Here is a 25026-nt window from a genome sequence, read left to right as displayed (position 1 = left end):
GGCCCGTGTATCTCGATTTTGCAAACAACGTGTCTTTATCGCAGCGGTATAAGGTTTATGCCTATACCGCTGTCAGAAACGTTTACTGATGCGTTACCACGACCAGACGGATCGCATCCAGACGCCAGTTGGCCTCGTGCAGATTGCTCAGCACCTGCTCACGCTGGTTTTCCAGCGCAGTCAGCTCATCTTCACGAATGTTCGGGTTGACGGCTTTCAGCGCTTCCAGACGTTCCAGCTCGCGGCGCAGTTGCAGGTCAGCCTGCTGTTGCGCTTCAGTGATAAGCTGGCGCGCCTGCGTTTCCACTAGCGCTTCCGCCTGTTGTAGCATCGCATGAACATCGGATTGTACCGCATTCACCAGTTTGCTGGACGTATGGCGGTTTACCGCATTGAGCTGGCGGTTGAAGCTCTCAAATTCAACCTGTGCCGCCAGATTGGTGCCTTTACGATCCATCAGCAGGCGAACCGGCGTGGGGGGCAGGAAGCGGGTCAGTTGCAGGTGTTTTGGTGCCTGTGCTTCTACAACGTAAACCAGCTCCGCCAGCAACGTGCCGACCGGCAGCGCTTTATTTTTCAGCAAAGAAACCGCACAGCTTCCGGTATCGCCGGATAGCACCAGATCGAGCCCGTTGCGGATAAGCGGGTGTTCCCAACTGATAAACTGCGCGTCTTCTCGGGAGAGTGCCTGATCGCGATCGAAGGTGATCGTACAGCCGTCCTGCGGCAAGCCTGGGAAATCCGGCACCAGCATATGATCGGATGGCGTCAGAATGATCAGGTTATCGCTACGATCTTCCTGATTGATGCCAACAATATCAAACAGGTTCAGGGCGAATGTCACCAGATTGACGTCATTGTCCTGTTCGGCAATGGCCTGCGCTAACCGCTGAGCCTGCTCGCCACCGTTAGAATGCATTTCTAGCAGGCGATCGCGCCCCTGTTCAAGCTGTTGCTTCAGGCTGTCGTGTTGCTGGCGGCAGGTATGGATAAATTCATCTAATCCTTGCTGTTCGCCGACGGTCGTCAGTCGCTCAATCAACTGCGTATGGTGGGCATCATAGATAGTGCGGCCTGTTGGACAGGTGTGCTCAAATGCATCCAGCCCTTCGTGATACCAGCGGACCAGCAAGGCTTGAGCGGTGTTTTCCAGATACGGCACCAAAACCTGAATTTCTTTTGCCTGCCCGATTCGGTCCAGACGACCAATACGCTGTTCCAGCAGGTCAGGGTTGAACGGCAGATCGAACATCACTAAATGGCTGGCAAACTGGAAGTTACGACCTTCAGAGCCGATCTCTGAACAGATCAGCACCTGTGCGCCTTCTTCTTCCGAAGCAAAATAGGCGGCGGCGCGGTCACGTTCCAGAATCGACAATCCTTCATGGAAGACGGCGGCACGAATGGCTTCGCGCGTGCGCAGCACTTGCTCTAACTGTAGCGCCGTGGCGGCCTGTGCACAGATCACCAGCACTTTTTCATCGCGGTTAGCCGTCAGGTAGTTCAGCAACCATTCCACGCGTGGGTCGAAGTTCCACCAGGTGGCGTCGTCCCCTTCGAGCTGTTGATAAATTTGTTCTGGATACAGCATGTCGCGGGCGCGCACTTCCAGCGCCTTATTGGCGTTCATGATGCCGGACACTTTAATCGCCGTTTGGTACTGCGCCGGCAGCGGCAGACGGATTTGATGCAGAATACGCTGCGGGAAGCCTTTAACGCCCTGACGCGTGTTACGGAACAGCACACGGCTGGTGCCGTGGCGATCCATCAGCATGGTGATCAGTTCCTGACGCGCCTTTTGATTGTCATCGCTGTCGCTGTTGATGGCCTTCAGCAACGGCTCGATGTCCTGTTCACCGAGCAGATCGCTCAGCGCATTCAGTTCAGTCGTTTGGGCTTTTTCGCCTGCTAATAGTAGCGTGACGGCATCGGCAACCGGACGGTACTGCTGCTGTTCGGCAACGAATTCTTGATAGTCATGGAAACGGTTGGGATCGAGCAGGCGTAAACGTGCAAAGTGGCTTTGCTGGCCAAGCTGTTCCGGCGTTGCGGTTAAGAGCAGAACGGCAGGGGTGGCGCGTGCCAGCGTTTCAACGGCCTGATATTCCGGGCTAGGGCTTTCTTCGCTCCAGACCAGATGGTGGGCTTCATCCACCACCAAGAGATCCCAGTCGGCGTTAACGAGCTGCGCAAAACGCTGGGCGTTGCGCTGAACAAATCCCAGTGAGCAGATCACCAGCTGTTCGGTTTCAAATGGATTGCTGCTGTCCAGTTTGGCTTCGGCATAGCGCTCGTCGTCAAACAGTGAGAACAGCAGGTTAAAGCGGCGCAGCATTTCGACCAGCCACTGGTGTTGCAGGGTTTCCGGTACGACAATCAGTACGCGGCTGGCACGACCCGCCAGTAACTGCTGGTGGATAATCATACCGGCTTCAATGGTTTTTCCCAGGCCGACTTCATCCGCCAGCAAAACGCGTGGCGCATGGCGTTGGCCGACTTCGTGCGCGATATGAAGCTGATGGGGGATGAGGCTGGCACGCATGCCGCGCAATCCGCCCCATTGTTGTAACGCCTGCTCGTTCTGATGTTTGCGGGCGCGATAGCGCAGGGCAAAGCGATCCATACGATCTATTTGCCCGGCGAATAGGCGATCTTGGGGTTTGTTGAACGTGAGCTTGCTGTCCAGAAAAACTTCACGCAGTTCTGCCTGCGTTTCATCGTCCAGGCGTTGGCCGCAATACACCAGCAACCCTTTTTCCTCCCGCACGTCATCAACTTTGAGCTGCCAGCCTTCATGGCTGGTCACGGTATCGCCGGGGTTGAACATCACGCGGGTGATGGGGGCGTCGCTGCGGGAATAAAGTCGGTTTTCACCGCTGGCAGGGAAAAGCAGCGTTATCATACGCGTATCGACGGCAACAACCGTTCCCAGTCCAAGTTCGCTTTCTGTATCGCTGATCCAGCGCTGACCAAGTGTAAAAGGCATAAATTCTTAGCTCGATGTCGTTTGTGTCGGGGGAATGTCTGATTACATTATCGGGTGCCAATAATGCTGCTGATGCAAATTCAGAAAGGGCGTTATGGTAATGGATGACGGCGCGTTCGTCACCTCTCAAACTTGCTGCGCGGTGAATTAACCGCTTCTATTTAAAATAATCCCATCTGACCTGTCACCAGTGTAGCAAAATCGTCATGCAGGAAAGGAAGAATGGCGTCTGCGACGGGCTGGAGCTGGCGTTCTACATAATGCTGGTAATCTAACGGTGAATGCCGGGTTTCCAGTGGTTCAGGGCCATTGACGGTCATCACATAGCTGATCCAGCCACCGTTTTGGTATTGCTGCGGCCGCCCTTGCTGGCGGTTATAGTCATCGGCGACTTTCGCGGCTCTGGCGTGTGGTGGCACGTTGCGCTGGTAATCGTCGAGCTTGCGACGCAGCCGTTTACGGTAGATCAGCAGATCGTCAAAATCCCCGTTCAGAGTACGGTCAACATAGTCCCGCAGCCAGTCCTGATAAGGCTGTTGCTGAAAGATCAGCAGATAAAGCTGCTGCTGAAATTGCTGTGCCAGCGGCGTCCAGTCGGTACGCACGGTTTCCAGCCCTTTGAACACCATCTTTTCGCCTTGTGGCGTGTCGATCATTCCGGCGTAGCGTTTTTTACTACCTTGTTCTGCGCCGCGAATCGTTGGCATCAGGAAGCGGCGAAAATGGGTTTCAAACTCTAGCTCCAGCGCGCTGGTCAGCTGCTGGGTGTCTTGCAGGTGCTGTGTCCACCACTGATTAACGTGCTGTACCAGCGTGTTGCCAATTTTTGCGGCTTCCTCTTCGCTGTGCGCATGCTTAAGCCAAACGAACGTGGAGTCGGTGTCGCCATAAATCACCTGATAGCCTTGTTCTTCGATCAGTTCGCGCGTTTTACGCATGATTTCATGACCGCGTAGCGTGATAGAGGAGGCGAGGCGCGGGTCAAAGAAGCGGCAGCCAGTAGCACCTAGCACGCCGTAAAAGGCATTCATGATAATCTTCAACGCCTGTGATAGCGGCTTATTATTGGTGCGTTTCGCCGCTTCACGCCCTTGCCAAATTTGCTCGACAATCGCCGGTAAGCAGTGTTGGTCGCGGGAAAACCACGCACCGCGAAAGCCGGGGACAGCGTGCTGAGCGTCTGGATTCTGTGTTCCCACCGCCAGCCCGACCGGGTCGATCAGAAAAGTACGGATGATGGAAGGGTAGAGGCTCTTGTAATCCAGCACGAGCACTGAGTCATACAGACCGGGACGCGAATCCATTACAAATCCACCGGGGCTGGCTTCCAGTGCGACCTCGCCCAGATTGGGAGCGACGTAACCCATGCGATGCATGCGCGGTAGATAAAGGTGGGAAAAGGCCGCGACGGAACCCCCGCTGCGGTCTGCTGCCAGACCGGTGACGCTGGCGCGTTCCAGTAAAAAGGGAAGGAGTTCGGTTTTTTCAAAAATACGCGTGACGAGTTCGCAGTCTTGCAGATTATAGCGAGCGAGTGCGGGCTTATCTTCGGCAAAGCGACGGTCAATTTCATCCATCCGCTGATAGGGGGTGTCGATGGCTTTGCCCTCTCCCAGCAGCGATTGTGCGACAAACTCCAGACTGAACGAGGCAAAATTCCACGTCGCGGATTTGAGCGCTTCAATGCCGTCAATAATCAGGCGGCCGGTGGCGCTGGCAAAGAAATGTCCCTGTTTAAAGCCGTGTTCTCGCCATTCCAGCGCCTGTCCATTACGCCCCAGCTTGAGAGGAATGTTGTAGCGCTCAGCATGTTTCTGCAACACACGCAGGTCAAACTGCACCAGATTCCAGCCGATGACGGCATCGGGATCGTGTTGCTGCATCCAGGTGTTCAGCTTTTCCAACAGTAGCGGGCGGCTGGCAACGTACTCAAGGTTAAAATCATCGCGTTCGGCAGGCGTGCCGTTCGGCGGCCCGAGCATGTAAACCTGACGCTGTCCGCAGCCTTCCAGCCCGATGCAGTAAAGCTCGCCGTGGCGGTTGGTTTCGATATCCAACGACACCAGTTTGAGCATCGGGCGGTAATCGGGATTCGGTTTCATACGGGCTTCCGTCAGCAGGTTACCTGACGTTGAGTTACCGCTAAACCACACGGGCGCGGTGATAAAGCGCTCCATTAGAAAACGTTCGGTCGGGCGAATATCCGCTTCGTAGACCTGAACGCCACCTTCACGCAGTAACTTTTCCAGCCGCAGTAGTTGACGGTATTGCGGACAATACAGGCCCAGCAACGGTTGATGGTGGAAATCCTGCATCGCGAGTGGCTTTAACTGCCAGCGTTTTTCCTGCTGTAAAAGTGTTCTTGCGCGGGTTTCCTGCTGTGCGGGAATAAAGGCAACCGCCTCTTGTGCCGGCAACCGTGCGAGCAGCGGGCCTTCATCGGTAGCCAGCCAAAATTCAACCTGCGTGCCTGCTGGCGTATCGTTCCAGTGGCGGGTTAGTAGAAACCCCTGACGAACCTGAGTCACTAAGCGGCCTTTTATAGCAAGCGGGATAAGGAAGGGTGGTCGAGATAAGTATGGTTATTTATACAGGTGATGTCCAGTGTCTAGCGACACCACCTGTTATAAAGAAGGGAAAACGAGAATTACTGCTCGTCGCGTAAAGCAGAAGCCACGCGGTTGCGGCCTTCCTGTTTGGCTTGATACAGAGCCTCATCCGCGAGTTTGAAAGTTCGCTCGATCGACATATCGCTGGCACCCGGTTCCCACAGGGAAACACCTAATGAGATGGTGATATTGCCCACGACAGGTATCGTGGATTCCTGCGTGCGTTGGCGTAATCGTTCAGCAATGCTGAGAGCCTCATTCTGGCTAGTTTCGGGCAGCAGTATCAGGAATTCCTCACCGCCGCTGCGGCACAGAATGTCAGCATCGCGTGAGCTAGTGCGAATAAGCTGTGAGAGATAGCGAATGACGGTATCCCCTACGTCGTGGCCGTAGGTGTCATTGATGCGTTTAAAGCGATCGATATCCAGCGCGATGACCGCAAAGCTTTTTTGCCCCATCTGCCAGTAGCGGAGAACGCTATCCAACCCGCGGCGATTGAGCAGTTCGGTCATCGGGTCTGAGTGTGCCTCGGAGCGTAACTTACCAATTTTGCGCTGCAATAAATCGATACCCAGCAACATTGCCTGCTTGAGCTGAGAGGCTTCAAAATACCAGGAGTGGATATTTCTGATATCGTCGGAAACGTCCGTCGCATCCATCTTATTTGCACTGCGAGCCAACAGCCAAAGGGGTTGTGCGATGAGCCGGGCAAGTAGCCAGACGCCCAAGATCGTGAGCAGCGCTAGCGGGAGCGTATGACGCAGCACGTTTAACATCAGCCCATCCAGTGGTTTCAGCGTGGTGTCCGTTGGGCGAAGCGCCACAATCTCCCATTGTGAGGTAGATTCCACGGCGTAACCCGCTAACATTTTTTCACCCAGATAGTTGACCATATGCTGGCTACCATTATCTTCGCGCTGTGCATCGATCTTCAGATCGTTGGTTTCTACTTTACCAATACGCTCCATATCGCGGTGATACAGCATCCTTCTGTTTTTATCAGTGACATAAATATAAGAGCCGTCGCGGTAATAGTGTTTGTCTAGTAGCGTATTAAGAACGCTGGGCTGCTTAAGATAGATCGATCCACCGATAAACCCTTTGTAACGGCCATCCCGTGTAAAAATCGGCGACGATATCAGCACAATAAAGTTATTGGCGGCAGACATATAGGGCTGGCTGATGAGAGGCCGTTTTTCTTTCAAGGCATCGAGTGCGCCGTCTGTTGTCAAATTTCTCCCGATTAATTGGAACGTATCGGGTGACGTGGCTCTGACGATACCTTTTTCATCGGCAATGACGACAGAGTTGAAGTTGCTGGTCTGTAACCGCAGGCGGTCAGCTTCTTTTAGCAGACTGACCTTATCATCCATTTGGGAAGCGACGATGTTTGCGCTGTAGGCTAACTGTTGCTGAGATTCTTTAAAGAAAGAATGGGTCATTGCCGCAAGTTTGGCGGCGTAGACGCGATTGGCTTCAAGTGTGTTATCAATCAGAAGCTCTCGCTGGACGCGATAGCTGGCGTAAAAGCTGTTTGCCAGCGTCACTAATGCGCTTGCCACAGCCAGTAAGAGGATAAGACGTCGTAGCCCGAAATGATTGAGTAGTTTAAAAAACATAGTGGCAGAGCGGCACAGTGGCAAAAAATAACCGCTATCATAAGTGTTGCTGCCTGTCGGTGCAAAAGAATTGACCAGCAATCAGGAGTTGACGGCTTCTGCTATGATCCAGACAATCTTTGTTTTTATAAAGTACGGGTAGGTTTTATGGAAGCGTGGCTGGATCATCTGGTTACCCAATCACTCGCGTATTCACTGATCGCCGTCATGCTGGTTGCTTTTCTGGAATCTCTGGCTCTGGTGGGGCTGCTGTTGCCGGGCACGGTCATGATGGCCACGCTGGGGGCGCTGATCGGCAGTGGACAAATGGGGCTGTACCCGGCGTGGGCGGCTGGAATTATCGGTTGCCTGCTAGGAGACTGGATTTCCTATTTTATTGGCATACGTTTTAAGGCACCGCTGCATAACTGGTCTTTCCTGAAAAAGTATCAGGCGTTACTAAGTAAAACTGAATATGCTTTGTATCAACACCCAATGCCGACAATATTGATTGGGCGCTTTGTCGGCCCTACGCGGCCGTTAATCCCGATGGTGGCGGGGATGCTGGGGCTACCGCCTTATAAATTCGCGGTGCCGAATGTCATTGGCTGCCTGCTGTGGCCACCGGCCTATTTCTTACCCGGTATTCTGGCTGGGGTAGCGATTGATATTCCCGCAGGGACGAACAGCGCGGGCTTTAAGTGGTTATTACTGGCAACCGCCATCGTGGTATGGGTCGCAGGCTGGTTAAACTGGCGCTGGTGGCGCAGCGATAAGCGTAAACATCATGATTGGTTTAGCAGAAAGATACCGCTCAGACGCCTGCGTTGGATAGCTCCAGCGATATCTGTAGCGGCGGCTGCATCGTTGTTCGTGCTGATTCAGCACCCGCTGATGCCGGTTTACCGGCACCTGCTATGGCAGGTGTTGAACGGGTGAGATTGGGCAGGCCGGGAAAGACCCGGCCACGCCATTTAGCAGTAGAACTCGGCGACCTGCTCAAAAATACGCATTTCTTCACCGTGACGACGAACCTGAAGGACATCCTCCAGCTTTTCTACCTGACTGATCATTTGCTGTAGCCGCTGGTCATCTTTAACCAGTAGCCAGATTCGGCTTTCTTCACCGCTTGCCAGCGGCATACACAGAATGCCTTCTACGTTAAATGCCCGGCGGGCAAACAGTCCGCAAACGTGTGACATCACGCCGGGGTGGTTGCGCACAGAGAGTTCTAGCGTGACCTGATTTGAAGTTGGCTGAGTTGACATAGTCATTAATCTCCGATCATATCGATGTTCGCGGCGCCCGGTGGCACGATAGGTAAAACTTTTTCATTGGCGTCAATAAGTACGTGGATCAGTGCAGGACCCGGCTGATTGAGCGCCTCTTGCAGAGCGGCCTGTGGATCGGCGGCTGCGTTTAGATCGCAGGTTGCAAAGCCGAAACCTGCGGCAATCGCGAGGAAATTGGTACTGTAACGGTAATCGGCGGCAAAGATGCGCTTCTGGAAAAACATATCCTGCTGCTGATGTACCAGGCCCAGTGACTGGTTGTTCATCAGGACAATTTTTACGTTAAGTCCTTCTTCTGCTGCGGTCGCCATTTCCTGAATATTCATCATCAGGCTGCCGTCACCTGAGAAACACACCACGGTACGTTCCGGTTCAGCCAGCGCGGCACCAATCGCCGCAGGCAGGCCAAAGCCCATCGTGCCAAATCCGCCGGATGTCAGCCACTGACGTGGACGACGCAGCGGATAAGACTGCGCCACCCACATCTGATGCTGGCCGACATCGGTTGTAATGATCGCATCATCCGTCAGCGCCTGCGCCGTAGCCTGAACCAGACCATAATGGCTTAACGGATCGTCAGCATTCGGCATGCTGAACGGGAATTCCTGTTGCAGTCCGCTAACGGTTGCACGCCAAACGTCACGCTGCTGCGGCGTAATATGTGGCAGCAACTGATCCAGCGCCTGCGCGACATCGGCATTGATCGCCACGTGTGGCTGGCGGATCTTACCCAACTCGGCCGGATCGATGTCGATGTGGATGATGCTGGCATTCGGGCAAAACTGTTCCGCTTTACCAATCGCGCGATCGTCAAAACGTGCCCCCAGCACAATTAACAAATCTGCCTGCTGTAAGATCAGATTAGTTGATCGTGCGGCGTGCATACCGAGCATACCCAACGACAGGGGGTGGTCGACAGGCATTGAGCCCAGGGCCATCAGCGTCATGGTGGTTGGCAGGCTGGAATGTTCTGCCAGTTGAACCGCCTGCTCGTGCGCAGCGCTGCTAATGATCCCACCTCCCAGATAGAGAACCGGACGTTGCGCCGCGTTAATCATTGCTGCCGCTCGCTCGATGTCCTGCTGTGCGATAGCGGGGGGCGTATCGAGAGGAAAGACGCCCGGCAATTCGCTCAGTTCAATGGTTGCGTTCTGAATATCTTTTGGAATATCGATCCACACGGGGCCGGGACGGCCCGACTGCGCGATGCGAAACGCTTCTGGGATCACGCGCGGCAGTTCGGTGATGTCACGCACCAGATAATTATGCTTAGTGACGGGGATAGAGATGCCGTAGGTGTCGACTTCCTGAAAGGCATCGGTACCGATCATGCTGGAAGGCACCTGACCGGTGATACACACCAGCGGGATCGAATCCAGTTTGGCATCGGCGATGGCGGTGAGCAGGTTGGTTGCTCCTGGGCCGCTGGAAGCCATACAAACCGCAGCACGCCCGCTGGCGCGCGCCATGCCTTGTGCCATAAATCCCGCGCCTTGCTCGTGGCGAGCCAGAACGTGGCGAATCGTTTTACTTTGACCCAGTGCATCATATAACGGCAGAGCTGCGCCGCCTGGAATACCCGCTACGGTGGTGATGCCCTGCTGTTCGAGCAGCCGAACAATCAACTGAGCGCCTGTATAACGCATGTTTACATCCTTCATCAGGGCCGGTGCGGTGTCGGAGCGGGGAGGGTAGAAACAAGAAACCCCGCTCGGCTGGCGCCGGCGGGGTTTGAGAATCTTCGATTCGGAACCCGTTACGGCGCGCTGCCGACGACGACCACGACCACCACGCGCACGACGACGACCGCGTCAACATGCGCGGTGCTTAGTAGTGCTGAAGTGGAAGAAGAGTAGTGCGTCACGGGAATCCTATTTACGTTGTTTGTGTTCGAATCAGTAATGAATCAATTGCCAATTCATATAAGCACAGCTGCATAAAAAGACACAATACCCACAAGGGATAAAAACCGAATATGCCTACAAGATCACAATCTATTGACATTTAACGCGGTTATTACCGCTTGGTTTTTCGCCGTATAAACCGAGAGAAGCGTGATTACTTTCACAATTGGAACAGGGTTTCAATGTTATAAATTATAAAATAATCATTGGGATAGTGGGTGGTGACAAATGGGCGTGTCCCGAGTGGTAGGGAAAAGCGTATTGAGTGGTATCTTATTGATGGCAATGGGTATTGGCCAGGCGATAGCCTGTCAGGCTGGCCCTGCCAATGAATGGATGCGGGGTATTGAACAGCAGCGTCAGGCGGATTTGGGTAATGGTTGTTATCTCAATCCGATTATTGCGGGCGATCACCCCGATCCCACCCTTATCAAGGATGGCGCTGATTACTACATGACGTTCTCGTCATTTGACGATATCCCTGGGCTGTTGATTTGGCATTCACGCGATTTAGTGAACTGGGAGCCGCTTGGCCCGGCGATAACAACGCCCGTCGATGCCATCTGGGCACCGGATTTGGTGAAATACAACGACAAATACTATGTCTACTTCACCACGAATCGGATTATCGATGCCAAAGGAACGAAGAAGAAAACGCTGTATGTGATTACCGCTGATGATATTCGCGGCCCTTGGACGCCGCCGAAAGATACCGGCCTTAAAAATCCGGCTAGCGATCCCGGCCATGTGGTAGGAGAAGATGGCAAGCGCTACATCTTTATGTCTGGCGGCAACCGCGTGCAATTAACGGACGACGGGCTGTCGACGGTCGGTGACATGGAAGTGGTCTATCAGGGATGGCAGTACCCGGAAGAGTGGGATGTGGAAAGTTTTTCGCAGGAAGGGCCGAAAATGCTGCGCCACGGCGACTATTTCTACATGGTGCTGGCGGAAGGCGGCACGGCTGGGCCACCAACCGGACACATGGTGATTGCTGCGCGATCGAAATCAATCAACGGGCCATGGGAGAATTCACCACATAATCCGATTATCCGCACGCAGGATCGTTCTGAGAAGTGGTGGTCGCGCGGTCACGCTACGCTGATTGAAGGACCAGATAAAAATTGGTACATGATGTATCACGGTTATGAAAACGGCTTTATGACGCTGGGACGGCAGGCGATGCTGGAGCCGATTGTCTGGGGAGATGATGGCTGGTTTACGTCCGCTGGATTCGATACCGGCAAACCGATTCGTAAACCGGCTGGGGGCGAGGCGGTGCCGCACGGTATTGGCTGGTCTGATAGTTTTACCGATGAGAAATTTCCAGCCCGCTGGCATTTCTACCGCGCCAATGCAGAAGAGCTGAAGCGGGTCACGCTTAAAGACGGCAAGCTGCACCTGAAGGCAAAAGGAACGTCGCCGAAAGACAGCGCACCGCTGACGATGATCCCCGGCGATCAGGCCTATCAAATTGAGGTCACGGCGAACTTTGCCCCTGGATCGCAGGCTGGTTTACTGCTGTTCTATAACGCGAAGCTGTACGTTGGGCTGTCGTTTAATCAGGACGGCACCGTAATGCACCGCTACGGGCTGGAAAGGGCGGAGAAGAAACTGCCGCATATCACGGGTAATGAGGTGCAAATTCGGATGAAAAACGATCGCCATATCGTGACGTTTTACACGCGAACCTCGGATCAGGAGCCATGGAAGAAGTATCCGGTGCAAATGGAAGTATCCGGTTATCATCACAACGTCGCGTATGACTTTCTCAGTTTGCGGCCAGCGTTGTATGCGTCGGGGGAAGGCGAGGTCACATTTAGTAACCTGCGCTATCAGGCTTTGCCTTGATCCCCCGCTCTTAAGACGGGCGTGAAATGCCCAGGATGGTGGCTGCTTCGGCGCTACCATCCTGTAGTGCCTGAGTCGGCCCATCATAATAAATCTGCCCGTCCACGATCAGCACCGTGCGCTTTGCGATCCGCATGGCGTCATCCAGATTGTGGGACACCATCAGCAGCGTGAACTGACGTTCCTGACACACGCTTTCAACCAGATCGAGCATCTCCTGACGCAGCGCCGGATCGAGGGCTGAGAACGGTTCATCCAATAGCAGAATCGGCTGATGACGCACCAGACAGCGTGCCAATGCCGCGCGCTGACGCTGCCCACCGGAGACCTGCGAGGGCAGACGATCCAGAAGATCGGCCAGACCAACCCGATCGGCGATCTGCCGTAGCGTTTCACGCTGTGCGGTACTGAGCCGCAGACCGGGGTGCAACCCCAGCGCGATGTTCTGCCCAATCGTCAGGTGAGGAAACAGGTTGTTTTCCTGAAATAGAATCGAAACCGGTCGTTTAGCCGGAGGCGTCTCGCGGTGAGATGTGCCGTTAAGTCGTAATTCCCCGCTGTCTGCCATCAGGAAGCCCGCAACCAGATTCAGCAGCGTACTTTTCCCTGCGCCGCTGGGGCCGAGGATAGCGATGCGCTCGCCCGGTTCGACGTGAAAATCAAAGCGCATAGGCAAATGCTGATAGAAGTAGGTCAATTTCTCAAGCGCGATCATGACGGCCTGCCAGTTTCTCAATCAGGGTAAATAACATAAAGCACAGCAGCATCAACAACAGTGCCGTGACTGCGCCGTCGGCGCTGCGATAGGAACCAATTTGCTGGTACAGATAGAACGGCAGCGTGCGGAATTGCTCATTGCCGAATAACGCGATGACGCCAAAGTCACCGATCGACAGCACGCAGGCAAAGGCCAGCGCCTGCGCCAGCGGCTGTTTCAATGCGGCCAGCTCGATTAGCTTCAGCCGCTGCCAGCCGTGAATATCCAGCGATGTACAGAGTCGGTTATAGCGCTCGGCAACGTCCAGCATCGGATTTTCCAGCACTTTGATCGCATACGGGATCGCCATCAGCGCGTTAGTGAACACCACCAGCGCATAGGGGGATTGCGGTAATCCGATGCTGTTATTCAGCAGCAGGAAAAAACCGGTTGCCAGTACAATTCCGGGCATGGCGAGGATGAGCATGCCGCTCAGGTTCATCAACTGCCCGTACAGTGGCTTCTGGCGTAACTTGAGCTCGCGGCTGCTCCAGAGCAACATCATGGTCAGCACCAGACACAGGAGTCCCGCGCCTAAGGCAATGCGCAGCGAGGTAAACAGCGTTTGCCAGAGCACAGGCTGTTGCAACACGGTAACCAGCGATCGGTTTACGCCATCAACTACCACGGCCAGTAAAGGGGGGACGACCAACAGCAACAGCGCGCCGATCAGCAGGCCGTCGGTGAGGCGGCTTAAGGCGCTATCCTGCGGGTTACGCCAGGCAAGCTGCTGCGTGCTGCCAACAGGCAGAATGCGTCCCAGCCGCTGACTTAACAGCACCAAACCGAGACAGCAGATCATCTGAATTAACGCCAGCAGCGCTGCGCGTGCCGGATCGTAATCAAAACTTAATGCCTGATAGATGGCCAGTTCAATGGTCGTCGCCTGCGGGCCACCGCCCAGCGACAGCACCGTAGCAAAGCTGGCGAAGCAGAGCATAAAAATCAGTGCGCCAGTGGGTAAAATCTGTCGGCGCAGTGCGGGCCATTCCAGCAGGCGGAAATGCTGCCAACTGTTCATACCCAAATTGGCGGCCAACTGACGCTGCTCGGTAGCGATGCCTTCTAACGACTGCAACAGTAATCGGGTCGCCAGCGGCAGATTGAAGAAGACGTGCGCCAGCAGGATTCCCTGCAACCCATAGGGCGAAAACGTGTATTTCAGGTCAAACCAGCCCAGCGCAGAGGCCAGCCAGCCTTGCCGACCGTACACGCTGAGCAGGCCAAAAACGGCTACCAATACGGGCAGCACCAGCGTCATCGCACACAGGCGCAGTAGCCAACGGTGACCGGGAAAGCGCCGCCGATACAGCGCTCTGGCAAGGAAAATCGCCGGAACGGTAGAAAACAGCGCAGAGAGAAAGGCCTGCCAGAAGGTAAACCGAATGACATGCCAGAGATAGCTGTCATGCCATAGCGTGCGCCACTGGCTTTCGGGCGCCTGTATCCACAGTGCGCCGAAAGCCAGTACGGCAACGGAAATTAACAGCGTGGTGGCCAGCAGCCCCGGCCACAGACGTCCGCCAATCAGTGGCTGACGGCGCGTTGCCATGCCTGAATCCACTGCGTCCTTTGGTCGGCAACATCTTGTGCGCTGAACTGCATGGCTTTCTCAGGCACGGCGAGCGTCGCGAAGCCCGCAGGCAGTTCGGTTTTCACCGCCGGATACATCCAGTTCGTCGTCGGGATAGCCTGTTGGAAGGTTGGGCTCAGGATGAACTGCATAAAGCGTTTTGCCAGCTCTGGATTTTTGCTGGAAGCCAACTGCCCGGCGATTTCAATTTGTAGATAGTGTCCTTCGCTAAAGGTCGCCGCTGCGTAGTTGTCTTTCTTTTCTTCGATGATGTGGTAGGCCGGCGATGTCGTGTAGCTCAACACCAGATCGGCTTCCCCTTTCAGGAACAGACCGTAGGCTTCGCTCCAGCCTTTGGTGACGGTAACGGTTTTTTTCGCCAGCTTCTGCCAGGCTTGCGGCGCATCGTCGCCGTAAACTTTCTGCATCCACAGTAGCAGGCCCAGCCCCGGTGTGCTGGTGCGCGGGTCTTGATAGATCACTTTCCACGGCGCGTTGCTGTCCACCAGTTCATGCAGGCTTTTCGGCGGGTTCTTCAGCGTGTCTTTGTTATACACAAAGGCGAAATAGCCGTAGTCGTAAGGAACGAACGTTTTATTGTTCCAACCGCCCGGCACCGTGACGGTGCTGGTGTCCTGACCGTGTGGCGCAAACAGACCAGTTTGCTCCGCGGCCTGCAACAGGTTGTTGTCCAGCCCCAGAATGATGTCCGCTTTACTGTTTTTTCCTTCCATTCGCAGGCGGTTTAGCAGCGATGCGCCATCTTCCAACGCGACGAAATTCAGCTCGCACTCGCACTCTTTTTCAAACGCGGTCTTGATGACGGGGCCTGGACCCCACTCGGAAGCGAATGAGTCATAGGTATAAACGGTAAGTGCGGGCTTGGCGAAAGCGGATGCTGAGAGCAGTAACAGACAAGGCAGACTGGTTTTCAGCACGGTGGCTGAACGGTGTAATAATTGATTTAACACTTTGCACTCCTGAGAATCATAGGGTGGCAAAGGACTTCGAGGCAGCAATAAGCCGCACTCTCAAATCCCTTCGCCGGTATTAACCGGATCAGGTTCGACGGGTATCTTCTCAGCGAAAAATTTTCCGCACCCCGTTGAGAACGGTTCATTGTAAAGGGTTAAGTCGGGCAGTGAAAGGCTCTCAGCGTTCCGGCGGCGCAAACCAGGCGGATTTAAAATCAAACCAGCCCAGCATATTCATTCTGACGCCGCGCATGCTGCGTTGCCCTTGAAGTTGCAGCCAGTGATGCAATAACGGATGCAGTTGCCCGCTTTTGATGAGTTTTTCACTCCATTCTGCCATTGGGAGCGTGTGATTACGCCACTGTTGTGCGTCGGTATCCAGGTCGTCGTTCAGGCAATGTTGCACCAGCGGCAGCTCATAGAGCATGGCAAACAGAGAGAATTCGAGCGGCAGATAACAATTCAGGCTACCAAACCAGATATCGCTTTCGGCATTGCCCTGATACCAATCTTCGTAGCTGATGGTCTGAACATGTAGAGTGACGCCGTGTTGCGCCAGCAGCGTGCGCATAATCTCGCTTAATATCCGGTACTCTGGGTGCTCCTGATAGAACGTGAGCGTGACGTCGGTTAGCCCTTTTGGCATCGACTGTGGCGTATCGGGATGATGATGATGCCAGCGCGGCAGCAGGCTATAGGCGGGCGACCAGTCGCGCTGGTTGCTGATATTGGCGTGGTTGAGCAGCGAAATCGGATTAAATACCTGCCTGAGCCATTGCTGAGTCTCTGGGCGCTTGTTCAGCGGCGAGCGTTTGTCGAACAACAGGAAATAACCGCCTTCCTCCATTCTACTTTCCAACTGTTCGTGACGAGAATTGTCTGACTGGAACTGAACGAAGACGGGCATTTCTTCCGGTTCGTCCGGCAGGACCCAGATGTTGACCTCATCAATCAGCGCCCGATAGCCAAAATAGTCATCGAAAGCGCGGATCTTCAATTGGCTGCTGTTATTGCGCACCACGGCGTAAGGGCCAGTGCCAATCGGGTGTTGGGCGAAATTCGGCAGCGTTTGCCACTCTTGCGGCAGGATCATGGCATGCACGCTGGCCAAAAGCCACGGTAACCACTTATCTGGGGTGCGCAAGCGGATATCAATCACAAACGGCATCGGTGAGGTCACGGCTTCAATGTGGGAGAAGAGCGGAAGCGGAGCGAGGCGCGATAGCGATAGGGTGATGTCATCCATCGTGAGTTCACGACCATGATGGAAGCGGATGGCCGGACGCAGATAAAAGCGCCAGTGCAGAGGTGATAGGCTCTGCCAGTGATGAGCCAGATCGGGTTTTAGTTCCCCATTTTCCTCATTTATATTGGTCAGTCCGCTGAATATTTGCCGTGCAATGTGCATTTCCGAGCGTCGTAGTGCCGAGCTGGGCAATAAATTGCGTAACGGGCGGTAATAGAGGATGCGCAGAATATGCTTCCCTTGCCGGAAACTTCGCCCAAGGTGGGCGAGTAGCATCTGGCGCACCGCTTCTTTGTCACCCACCAACTGCACTAGCTGCTCAATACGATCCTGTTCCAGTAAATCTTCGGCACGCTGCTGCTGTAGCGCTAATCCGGTATACACAAAGGAGAGCTGCGAACGCTTTCCTCGCCCGGCCTCTGCCTGCCAGATGAGCCAGCCTTCTTGTTGCATGGCGTTCAATAATGAACGGATGTGGCGGCGTGAGCAGTTCAACACCCCGGTTAGCTCTTGCAGCGTGGTGTCGGTGGTTTGCCCCTGAAAGTGTTGCCACAGGCGGATGAACTGTTGTTGCAATCGAGGGGAAGACATAAAAGAGGAACTCCCGGCACTAAAGTCATCAATTTATCTTTCCCTATATTACGTCGATACTTTCCAACAAGGAAAGAGAGGAGGTGGATCATGACAAGTTCCCGTTTGTCCCAGTTCTATCGAACCTACTTATCGACGTGTAAAGCGAAGTGGTTGCGATGGATGTCTACCCAACAGCGCGTTGCGTTATTACAGCAGGCGACGCAGTGGCACCTGAAAGACATGTCCGACGACGAATACCGTCATTGGCTCTAGGTGGTATGAGGAAACGTATTCTGAGTAATGGTGATGTTTCACCAACCAGCGAGTTCTCTCGCTGGTTTTTTTTATGGTGTTTACCTGCTGCTAGCTTTGGCTGCTGCGGGTAGTTTGCATGGTAGGGAGGTATCAGCGGCGTTGTTTACGTGATGCTTTGTTCACGTAATGGCACGCCTTCGCTGAGCAATGCGCAATAACGTGCTAATTCGTCCTGCTGACGGGCATTGCGTATCTGCAAGGCTAGATTAATCGTGGCAAGTTCCTGAGCATTGTCGGCTAATTCTTGTGGTATTTTTTTTTGTTTGGCTAGCCAATCGGCAACATCGCTCCATTCCCACAGCGGTGATGTACCGCGTAAGCGCTGGACCGGAGAGGGGAAATCACCTGCACCCCGTTTTCCGTCTTTGAGAAGCGCAATCGCCTGACGAGACAGCGCGGACAAGGCCGCGATGTCACTGATCCCAACCCAGGCGGCATCGACGGAGTGGACTCTGGCCTGGATGCCTGCGGACTCGATATCATGAATAGCGCTGATGACTGCGGTAGAAAAACGCGGGCTTTCTCGATCAAATTCGAGATAGACGGCGCTTCCATAGAAGCAAATTAGCGCGTCGTCGCAGCCGCTGGCAAAAAGTGCATCTTCCAGCCCAGCCGTATCTGCGGAAACGCCCGCTAGCGTGAGAGAAAAGTGATGTGTTGTCATAAATTCCTCGGTAAGCCATATATACCCGTAATACTTCAAGCAGCAGGTGCGTTGGCTGCGTTCACTCACCCGAATCACTTACCTGAGTAAGATCATCGGGATTCCTTCTCTTGTCGCCTTCCTGCAACTCGAATTATTTGGGGTATATATCTTCTATTGTTTCAATGGCTGCCTGAATAGGCTTATTTGGATGTTTTTTCATCGCGATATAGGGTCATGGTATGTTCATGCGTTGACGGATGTCAACATGAGCGCTAGTCGAGAATGAAATATACCTGCTTATTTAGCTAACATTTAAACGGCGTGATCGGCCTGCGCGCGGCTTCGCAAAAGTGGGTTAAAAGAAGAGAAGAGGGAAAATATGCCTGTCGAGAGTGGTATTCAGGTAAACCATGTTGTTATTCGCGTGGCGATAATTTAATACCCAATATTGAATGTTAGGATGAAATCTATTGTCATTAAAATTAAACAATTCTGTGAATGTGTTTCTACACGAATAAGACGTTGTAACGCAAAAACCTTAATTCGGATTATTCACTAACTCTATGTAATAATTCATGTTATGAATGATTTTTAATTGAAGATATTATCGTTAAAATGACGTTTTTTCGTGATGGTGATCTTATTGATAAAATTATTTTTCATAGGTTACTATTTTTTTTCTTGCATTTAACGCAGATTGTCACAATCTTTAATTAATATGTAACATGTAGTGGCGTTTTATTTTTTCTTGCTTATCTGAAATTTACTTCACAGCAACTTTTTGAATAACTCGACGGATGTAAAAATGAGCGATGTACCGTATCAGTCAATAGCGCTTTACGAAAAGCCAGAATCCTGGCAGTCCACTCCTGGGGTACATAACATTAAGCTAACGCCTCTCTTCATTGTTGTTTTTTCTGGTGTTTTATTGCTCTTTGCCCTGGCTGTGGCGACGTCATCCTATTTTTTGAAGCAAGCGGAATTGTCATTAAATGAATCAACGCTGGAATTGAACGTTCGGATGGAGTTAGTTGATAGCGCGAATCATATGCGGGCGGCACGTATGAATCTGTTGCATGCCGTGAACCACTTACATAATGGCCTTACGGACAATTACAACGCTAGTATGAAAGCGGCCGAAGAACGGCTGATGATGTCGCAGCAAATGTTTAACGGATATCAAAATAGAGCGGTTCGCGCTGACGTTGAACAAGCACGTGATAATGAATTGAAAGCGCGTTATAGCGATTATGTTGAGCGGGGTATCAAGCCCATGTTTGATATCGCGAAACGGGGCAATGTTGACGAACTCAATGCGTTTGAGTCGACAACCCTGTCTAAGTTGGACGATGAGTATGACGTCCCGCTGAAAGCGTCTTACCTTTATCGGGTTGAGATGGCAAAAAATATTAATGTGACGGCCGAGAGACATTCTACGCAGGGCTATACGCTCATGGTGGGCGCATTTGTTCTGGCCATCGTATTAACGGGCATGACGTTCTTATTAATTCGTCGGGTCATTATTAACCCGGTGCAGTATTGGGTGTCGCGCATACAGGCGATTGCGCAGGGGGATTTAACGCGCACGAGCGTGGATGTAGGAAGAAATGAAATCGGCATTTTGGGGGACAATATCCAGCAAATGCAGGATTCGCTCTCCGAAACGGTTGGATCGGTGCGTGATAGTGCGGAGTCGATCCACAGCAGTTCGACGAAAATCGCCGTTGGTAACACAGACTTATCCGCTCGAACCGAACAGCAGGCTGCGGCACTGGCGGAAACGGCAGCCAGCATGGAGCAACTCACGGCAGCGGTGAAGCAGAATACCGATAATGCGCATCATGCCAGTGAGGTGGCGACGGAGACGTCTTCCAAGGCCGTAAATGGTGGCAATATTGTTGAACAGGTTGTGGATTCTATGGCTGGTATTGCCAAGAGTTCAGACAAAATTTCTGAGATTATCGCGCTCATTAATGGGATTGCATTCCAGACTAATATTCTAGCGCTGAATGCGGCAGTTGAAGCAGCCAGAGCAGGCGAGCAGGGCAAAGGATTCGCGGTGGTGGCAGGAGAAGTGCGTAGTCTGGCACAGCGTTCGGCTAACGCCGCAACGGAAATTGCTGCGTTGATTAAAGAATCCGAAACCAGAGTAACAGAGGGGACGACGCTGGCATCTGAAGCGGGTAAAGCGATGGCTGAGATTGTCGCTGAAATTAATAACGTCACCCGCATCATGAATGAGATCGCGCTGGCTTCCGATGAACAGAGCAGCGGTATCAATCAGGTGTCGTTAGCGATATCAGAAATGGATCGGGTCACGCAACAAAATGCGACGCTGGTGTTGGAGGCTTCCTCATCAGCCGCATCTCTGGAGCAGCAGGCTGAGCGGTTAAATCTTGGCGTGTCTCGTTTTCACCTGATGTAGCCCCTGACGGTAAAAAAGGAAAGTCTCATTGAGGGCCAGCGATGTTGTCGCTGGCTTTTTTTCGCTGTTTTTTCCAGCATGGGGATGTTAATCCGTTTCTGATAGAATCGGTGAAACAGGTACACCGTTTCTGGATGATGAAGATCGCCTATTTTTCTTCTCTGCCTGAGCAATTTTGTACAAATGACAAGAGGGTTAACGCGTGCATAAAAAGCGGGTTGCGCAGGAGCAGACGCATTTCAGACACCTGGAGGCGCTCGGTGGTCTGGATATGTTGCAGGCGCAGTACTACCAGCAGCGCTTTCCTCGTCATGTGCATGATACTTATTGCATCAGCGTGATTGAGCAGGGGGCTCAACGCTTTTATCGTTCTGGTGCTGAGCACGTTGCGCCCAAAGGTGACATCATTTTAGTGAATGCAGACGATGTGCATACAGGAAGTTCTGAGGTAGAGACTGGCTGGGCCTATCGAGCTATTTATCCTCATCCTGACCTTTTTCGCTCGATTAATCAGGATCTTCAACGCACCAAGGATTCCATTCCGTGGTTTCCTGATGCTGTGGTGCACGATCCTGGATTGGCTGAACAACTGCTCATGACCTTCAATATGCTTGCTCAGCCGGGCAATCTGCTATTGAAAGAAACGCTGCTGTTGTCGTCATTAACCTGGCTGACAATGCGCTATAGCAAGACTCGCCTGACGCCACAGACGCTACCTGTTGCGACCCAAAATATACTGAATGTTAAAGCCTTTATGGACAGCTATCCCGAGAGAGAACTTGCTCTTGTTGAATTGGCAGAGCTTGCTGAACTTAGCGTATGGCACTTCTTACGGCAGTTCAAAGCCGTTGTCGGTATCACCCCCCACGCTTATTTGATTCAAGCGCGTTTGCGTAAGGCGAAAGATCTATTGCGTAAAGGCAATACTATTCTTGATGTTTCGGTACAGTGTGGTTTTACCGATCAGAGTCACTTCCACCGTCATTTCAAAAACTCGTTGGGATTGACGCCGGGCGAGTTTGCTAAAGGCAACGCATAAATATACTTGTCCCTCTATTCTGAGGGTAAGCAACTTTATCCAATACTCTTAAAAAACGTTTTGTTAGTTTTCCGCTATCGATTTATTTATGGTAGTGCAATGTTATATGGAAAACACCGTAGCCTCTTCATCATCTGCATCAAAAGATGCGATTAGCCCGTGGAAGCACTTTATGACCGGCGTGGTTGAAATGCTTCCACTCTGTTTATCCGTTGTGCCCTGGGGGATTCTGGCTGGCTCGATGGCTATTCAATCGGGATTATCTGTTGGGCAAAGTATTGGGATGTCCGCGATTATTTTTGCGGGGGCGGCACAATTAGTCTCGCTAGGGCTACTTATGTCTGGGGCGAATGTCGCGACACTATTAATTTCCGTTTTTTTTATCACCGCACAGCACCTGATATATGGCCTGACGCTACGAGAATATGTTTCAACGTTGAAGTTAAGACAACGGCTTCCTATCGGATTTTTATTATCAGACGAGCTTTTTGCACTCAGTGAAAAGAAAGATAGAAAGAACAACGTTAGCACCAGCTATTTAATCGGTGCGGGATTCACCTTTTATGTTTTCTGGAATATCTTCAGTATTCTTGGCGTGGTCATGGCGTCATCTGTGCCGGATTTGGATAAATATCACCTTGATTATTCTATCGTTGCCACGTTTATTACCATCGTTGTGCCGATGATAAAAAAGATCAGTACCTTCTCTGGTGTCCTATTCTCCCTGCTGTTGTCGATGCTATTAAGCTATTTCAATATAGAAGGTGCGATCGCGATTGCCGGTGTCGGCGGCATGTTTTTCTCTGTGTTTATTGCGTCCGTGCTTAAGGAAGAAAAATGAGTTGGTTATTGATATTTGTGCTGGCAGGGATCGTGTTTTTTAATCGCTATATTTTCCTCGAACCCGCTGTACCGGTAAAAATCCCGGTTTTACTGCATCGGGCGTTAAAGTATTCAGCACCGTGCTTACTCACGGCAATTTGTGGGCCGATTATTTTAATGGAACACGGCGTTATTCGTACATTTCCTGATAATCCGTATTTTCTCGGCGCGATAGTGAGTATCGTGATTTCATTCTTTATCAGAAATATTGTGGCCGCGGTGCTTTTGAGTATGCTGGCGTTCTATATCATTGCTGCCTTATTGTAATACCCGTCATACTTAAAAAGAAAAAGCCCGCGAATAACAGCGCGGGCTTTGGACTATCCGTAATCTTTAATCAGTTCAAAAAGGCTGGCTGATTCTTTTCATACTCGGTGATAGACGCTTCGTGTTGCAGCGTCAGGCCGATACTGTCTAATCCGTTGATCATGCAGTGACGGCGGAAGCTGTCGATTTCGAACGGATAGCGTTTGCTGCCCGCCTGAACGACCTGATTTTCCAGATCGACCGTGAAGGTAATGCCTTCCTGCCCGTCAACCAGCTTGAACAGCTCATCCACTTCTTCATCGCTCAACTTCACCGGCAGCAGTTGGTTGTTAAACGAGTTGCCGTAGAAAATATCGGCAAAGCTTGGGGCGATAACGACTTTGAAGCCGTAATCGGTCAGCGCCCACGGCGCGTGCTCGCGGGAAGAGCCGCAGCCGAAGTTTTCGCGTGCCAGCAGGATGCTTGCCCCTTTGTATTGTGGCTTGTTCAGCACAAACTCAGGGTTGGGTTGTTGGCCTGCGTCGTCCAGAAAGCGCCAGTCGTGGAACAGATGTTGGCCAAAACCGGTACGCGTCACCTTTTGCAGAAACTGTTTGGGGATGATGGCGTCGGTATCGACGTTAGCGGCATCCAGAGGAACCACCAGACCTGTGTGTTGAGTAAATTTAGCCATGTCGGTTTCTCTCTTAATTCAACTCGCGGACGTCGGCAAAGCGACCCGTTACCGCCGCAGCCGCAGCCATTGCCGGGCTGACCAAATGGGTACGACCCGCGCGGCCCTGACGGCCTTCAAAGTTACGGTTGCTGGTTGATGCACAACGTTCGCCAGGGTTCAGGCGGTCATTGTTCATCGCCAGACACATGGAACAGCCCGGTAAGCGCCACTCAAAACCGGCTTCGATGAACACTTTATCCAGCCCTTCCAGTTCCGCCATGGTTTTTACCGGGCCGGAACCGGGTACGACGATAGCCTGAACGCCAGCCGCGACTTTACGCCCTTTGGCGATTTCTGCCGCTGCGCGCAAATCTTCGATACGCGAGTTGGTGCAGGAACCAATGAAAACTTTATCGATCTTCACGTCGGTCAATTTAATACCGGGTTGCAGATCCATATACGCCAGCGCTTTAGCGGCAGAGGCGCGCTCTACTGGATCGCTGAAAGAATCAGGGTTAGGGATTTCCTGATTGACGGCGATAACCTGACCGGGGTTGGTGCCCCAGGTGACCTGCGGTGCAATCTGCGCGGCGTCCAGCGTGACGATCGTATCGAACTGCGCGTCATCATCGGATTTCAATGTGCTCCAGTAGGCAACGGCGGCGTCCCAGTTGGCGTCTTTCGGTGCAAATTGGCGACCTTTCAGATAGTTGAAGGTGGTTTCATCCGGTGCAACCAGACCCGCCTTCGCCCCCATCTCAATGGCCATGTTACACAGTGTCATACGGCCTTCCATGCTCAGCGCCCGAATGGCTTTGCCGCAGAATTCAACCACATGACCTGTGCCGCCCGCGCTACCGGTTTTACCGATAATCGCCAGCACGATATCTTTCGCGGTAATGCCGTGTGCAGCATCACCGGTGACTTCAATCTTCATGGTTTTGGCACGACCCTGTTTCAGGGTTTGCGTCGCCAGCACATGTTCTACTTCCGATGTACCGATACCGAAGGCCAATGAACCAAAGGCACCGTGCGTTGCGGTGTGTGAGTCACCACAAACGATGGTCATACCCGGCAGCGTCATCCCTTGCTCTGGGCCGATAACGTGAACGATACCCTGATATGGGTGGTTCAGGTCATACAGCTGCACGCCGAATTCCGCACAGTTTTTGATTAACTCTTGCATCTGAATGCGAGCCATCTCACCGCTGGCGTTGATGTCTTTGGTCTGCGTGGACACGTTGTGATCCATCGTCGCGAAAGTTTTCCCCGGCTGACGAACCTTACGGCCCATCGCACGCAGGCCGTCGAAGGCCTGTGGGGACGTCACTTCGTGTACCAGATGTCTGTCGATATACAGCAGCGGTGTTTCGTTCGGCGCTTCATGAACGATGTGAGCGTCGTACAATTTTTGATATAACGTCTTACCCATGG

At 52.7% G+C, this 25026-nt stretch carries 20 protein-coding genes and 1 riboswitch; of the genes, 7 read left to right on the top strand and 13 right to left on the bottom strand.

Going from position 1 to position 25026, the window contains the following annotated elements; genetic code table 11:
* Positions 1 to 82 precede the first annotated feature (82 nt).
* The 3 genes from rapA to EDI29_RS05525 all read right to left on the bottom strand — a co-directional run bounded on the left by rapA (position 83) and on the right by EDI29_RS05525 (position 7214).
* A complete protein-coding gene (rapA, locus tag EDI29_RS05535) occupies positions 83 to 2986 on the bottom strand; it encodes an RNA polymerase-associated protein RapA (protein WP_137740080.1) in 2904 nt (967 codons plus the stop codon).
* Positions 2987 to 3147: 161 nt separating this feature from the next.
* On the bottom strand, positions 3148 to 5514 hold the full coding sequence (locus tag EDI29_RS05530) for a DNA polymerase II (RefSeq protein WP_137740079.1): 2367 nt from the start codon (positions 5512 to 5514) through the stop codon (positions 3148 to 3150).
* Between the two features lie 119 nt (positions 5515 to 5633).
* Positions 5634 to 7214: a sensor domain-containing diguanylate cyclase gene (locus EDI29_RS05525; RefSeq protein WP_137740078.1), complete on the bottom strand. Its 1581-nt coding sequence runs from the start codon at positions 7212 to 7214 to the stop codon at positions 5634 to 5636.
* A 147-nt stretch (positions 7215 to 7361) separates the two neighbouring features.
* On the opposite strand from EDI29_RS05525, the gene EDI29_RS05520 reads away from it, so the two are divergent.
* On the top strand, positions 7362 to 8132 hold the full coding sequence (locus tag EDI29_RS05520) for a DedA family protein (protein ID WP_137740077.1): 771 nt from the start codon (positions 7362 to 7364) through the stop codon (positions 8130 to 8132).
* Between the two features lie 35 nt (positions 8133 to 8167).
* Here EDI29_RS05520 and ilvN read toward each other — a convergent pair whose 3' ends face one another.
* The 3 genes from ilvN to EDI29_RS23190 all read right to left on the bottom strand — a co-directional run bounded on the left by ilvN (position 8168) and on the right by EDI29_RS23190 (position 10349).
* Complete coding sequence (ilvN, locus tag EDI29_RS05515) at positions 8168 to 8461, bottom strand: acetolactate synthase small subunit (protein WP_137740076.1); 294 nt, start codon at positions 8459 to 8461, stop codon at positions 8168 to 8170.
* A gap of 5 nt (positions 8462 to 8466) precedes the next feature.
* Positions 8467 to 10131, bottom strand: a complete 1665-nt coding sequence (gene ilvB / locus EDI29_RS05510; RefSeq protein ID WP_167494482.1) for an acetolactate synthase large subunit — start codon at positions 10129 to 10131, stop codon at positions 8467 to 8469.
* A gap of 110 nt (positions 10132 to 10241) precedes the next feature.
* Complete coding sequence (locus EDI29_RS23190; protein WP_015731251.1) at positions 10242 to 10349, bottom strand: ilvB operon leader peptide IvbL; 108 nt, start codon at positions 10347 to 10349, stop codon at positions 10242 to 10244.
* 268 nt (positions 10350 to 10617) lie between these two features.
* Between EDI29_RS23190 and EDI29_RS05500 the strand changes: the two genes are divergently transcribed.
* Positions 10618 to 12240, top strand: coding sequence for a family 43 glycosylhydrolase (locus tag EDI29_RS05500; protein ID WP_137740074.1), 1623 nt, complete (start codon positions 10618 to 10620; stop codon positions 12238 to 12240).
* 10 nt (positions 12241 to 12250) lie between these two features.
* Here the strand turns inward: EDI29_RS05500 and thiQ are convergent, their stop codons facing one another.
* From thiQ to sgrR, 4 genes are all read right to left on the bottom strand, one after another.
* Positions 12251 to 12955 carry a thiamine ABC transporter ATP-binding protein ThiQ gene (gene thiQ, locus EDI29_RS05495; RefSeq protein WP_137740073.1) on the bottom strand — a complete coding sequence of 235 codons (705 nt, stop codon included), beginning with the start codon at positions 12953 to 12955 and terminating at the stop codon, positions 12251 to 12253.
* Positions 12942 to 14549, bottom strand: a complete 1608-nt coding sequence (thiP, locus tag EDI29_RS05490; RefSeq protein ID WP_137740072.1) for a thiamine/thiamine pyrophosphate ABC transporter permease ThiP — start codon at positions 14547 to 14549, stop codon at positions 12942 to 12944. Before thiP ends, thiQ begins: the two co-directional genes overlap by 14 nt.
* Positions 14525 to 15508, bottom strand: a complete 984-nt coding sequence (thiB, locus tag EDI29_RS05485; protein ID WP_137740179.1) for a thiamine ABC transporter substrate binding subunit — start codon at positions 15506 to 15508, stop codon at positions 14525 to 14527. Before thiB ends, thiP begins: the two co-directional genes overlap by 25 nt.
* Positions 15509 to 15588: 80 nt before the next feature.
* A riboswitch (TPP riboswitch) is annotated at positions 15589 to 15685 on the bottom strand.
* A 37-nt stretch (positions 15686 to 15722) separates the two neighbouring features.
* Positions 15723 to 17381, bottom strand: a complete 1659-nt coding sequence (gene sgrR / locus EDI29_RS05480) for an HTH-type transcriptional regulator SgrR (RefSeq protein ID WP_137740071.1) — start codon at positions 17379 to 17381, stop codon at positions 15723 to 15725.
* 90 nt (positions 17382 to 17471) lie between these two features.
* Between sgrR and sgrT the strand changes: the two genes are divergently transcribed.
* On the top strand, positions 17472 to 17636 hold the full coding sequence (sgrT, locus tag EDI29_RS05475; RefSeq protein WP_137740070.1) for a glucose uptake inhibitor SgrT: 165 nt from the start codon (positions 17472 to 17474) through the stop codon (positions 17634 to 17636).
* A gap of 145 nt (positions 17637 to 17781) precedes the next feature.
* Here sgrT and EDI29_RS05470 read toward each other — a convergent pair whose 3' ends face one another.
* Positions 17782 to 18342, bottom strand: a complete 561-nt coding sequence (locus tag EDI29_RS05470) for a helix-turn-helix transcriptional regulator (protein WP_137740069.1) — start codon at positions 18340 to 18342, stop codon at positions 17782 to 17784.
* 787 nt (positions 18343 to 19129) lie between these two features.
* Here EDI29_RS05470 and EDI29_RS05465 point away from each other — a divergent pair.
* The 4 genes from EDI29_RS05465 (at position 19130) to EDI29_RS05450 (ending at position 22937) form a co-directional block, all read left to right on the top strand.
* Positions 19130 to 20749, top strand: coding sequence for a methyl-accepting chemotaxis protein (locus EDI29_RS05465; protein WP_137740068.1), 1620 nt, complete (start codon positions 19130 to 19132; stop codon positions 20747 to 20749).
* 202 nt (positions 20750 to 20951) lie between these two features.
* The gene (locus EDI29_RS05460) at positions 20952 to 21788 is read left to right on the top strand and encodes an AraC family transcriptional regulator (RefSeq protein ID WP_137740067.1); all 837 of its coding nucleotides are present in this window, start codon (positions 20952 to 20954) and stop codon (positions 21786 to 21788) included.
* Between the two features lie 106 nt (positions 21789 to 21894).
* Positions 21895 to 22629, top strand: coding sequence for an AzlC family ABC transporter permease (locus EDI29_RS05455; protein ID WP_137740066.1), 735 nt, complete (start codon positions 21895 to 21897; stop codon positions 22627 to 22629).
* On the top strand, positions 22626 to 22937 hold the full coding sequence (locus tag EDI29_RS05450) for an AzlD domain-containing protein (RefSeq protein WP_137740065.1): 312 nt from the start codon (positions 22626 to 22628) through the stop codon (positions 22935 to 22937). The genes EDI29_RS05455 and EDI29_RS05450 overlap by 4 nt, the downstream gene beginning before the upstream one ends.
* Positions 22938 to 23007: 70 nt before the next feature.
* Here the strand turns inward: EDI29_RS05450 and leuD are convergent, their stop codons facing one another.
* Both leuD and leuC read right to left on the bottom strand, forming a co-directional pair.
* On the bottom strand, positions 23008 to 23610 hold the full coding sequence (gene leuD, locus EDI29_RS05445; protein ID WP_137740064.1) for a 3-isopropylmalate dehydratase small subunit: 603 nt from the start codon (positions 23608 to 23610) through the stop codon (positions 23008 to 23010).
* Positions 23611 to 23623: 13 nt separating this feature from the next.
* Positions 23624 to 25024: a 3-isopropylmalate dehydratase large subunit gene (gene leuC, locus EDI29_RS05440; protein WP_137740063.1), complete on the bottom strand. Its 1401-nt coding sequence runs from the start codon at positions 25022 to 25024 to the stop codon at positions 23624 to 23626.
* Positions 25025 to 25026: the final 2 nt, after the last annotated feature.

The sequence above is a fragment of the Pectobacterium polonicum genome (genome assembly GCF_005497185.1).
In the GTDB taxonomy this organism is placed as follows: Bacteria; Pseudomonadota; Gammaproteobacteria; order Enterobacterales; family Enterobacteriaceae; genus Pectobacterium; species Pectobacterium polonicum.
This window is presented reverse-complemented; position numbering and strand designations above follow the sequence as displayed.

Bases quoted from the DNA above. Each gene is read 5' to 3' on its own strand.
- rapA (WP_137740080.1), bottom strand. From the start codon at position 2,986: ATGCCTTTTACACTTGGTCAGCGCTGGATCAGCGATACAGAAAGCGAA.
- EDI29_RS05525 (WP_137740078.1), bottom strand. From the start codon at position 7,214: ATGTTTTTTAAACTACTCAATCATTTCGGGCTACGACGTCTTATCCTC.
- EDI29_RS05520 (WP_137740077.1), top strand. From the start codon at position 7,362: ATGGAAGCGTGGCTGGATCATCTGGTTACCCAATCACTCGCGTATTCA.
- ilvN (WP_137740076.1), bottom strand. From the start codon at position 8,461: ATGTCAACTCAGCCAACTTCAAATCAGGTCACGCTAGAACTCTCTGTG.
- ilvB (WP_167494482.1), bottom strand. From the start codon at position 10,131: ATGCGTTATACAGGCGCTCAGTTGATTGTTCGGCTGCTCGAACAGCAG.
- EDI29_RS05500 (WP_137740074.1), top strand. From the start codon at position 10,618: ATGGGCGTGTCCCGAGTGGTAGGGAAAAGCGTATTGAGTGGTATCTTA.
- thiQ (WP_137740073.1), bottom strand. From the start codon at position 12,955: ATGATCGCGCTTGAGAAATTGACCTACTTCTATCAGCATTTGCCTATG.
- thiP (WP_137740072.1), bottom strand. From the start codon at position 14,549: ATGGCAACGCGCCGTCAGCCACTGATTGGCGGACGTCTGTGGCCGGGG.
- sgrR (WP_137740071.1), bottom strand. From the start codon at position 17,381: ATGTCTTCCCCTCGATTGCAACAACAGTTCATCCGCCTGTGGCAACAC.
- sgrT (WP_137740070.1), top strand. From the start codon at position 17,472: ATGACAAGTTCCCGTTTGTCCCAGTTCTATCGAACCTACTTATCGACG.
- EDI29_RS05470 (WP_137740069.1), bottom strand. From the start codon at position 18,342: ATGACAACACATCACTTTTCTCTCACGCTAGCGGGCGTTTCCGCAGAT.
- EDI29_RS05465 (WP_137740068.1), top strand. From the start codon at position 19,130: ATGAGCGATGTACCGTATCAGTCAATAGCGCTTTACGAAAAGCCAGAA.
- EDI29_RS05455 (WP_137740066.1), top strand. From the start codon at position 21,895: ATGGAAAACACCGTAGCCTCTTCATCATCTGCATCAAAAGATGCGATT.
- EDI29_RS05450 (WP_137740065.1), top strand. From the start codon at position 22,626: ATGAGTTGGTTATTGATATTTGTGCTGGCAGGGATCGTGTTTTTTAAT.
- leuD (WP_137740064.1), bottom strand. From the start codon at position 23,610: ATGGCTAAATTTACTCAACACACAGGTCTGGTGGTTCCTCTGGATGCC.
- leuC (WP_137740063.1), bottom strand. From the start codon at position 25,024: ATGGGTAAGACGTTATATCAAAAATTGTACGACGCTCACATCGTTCAT.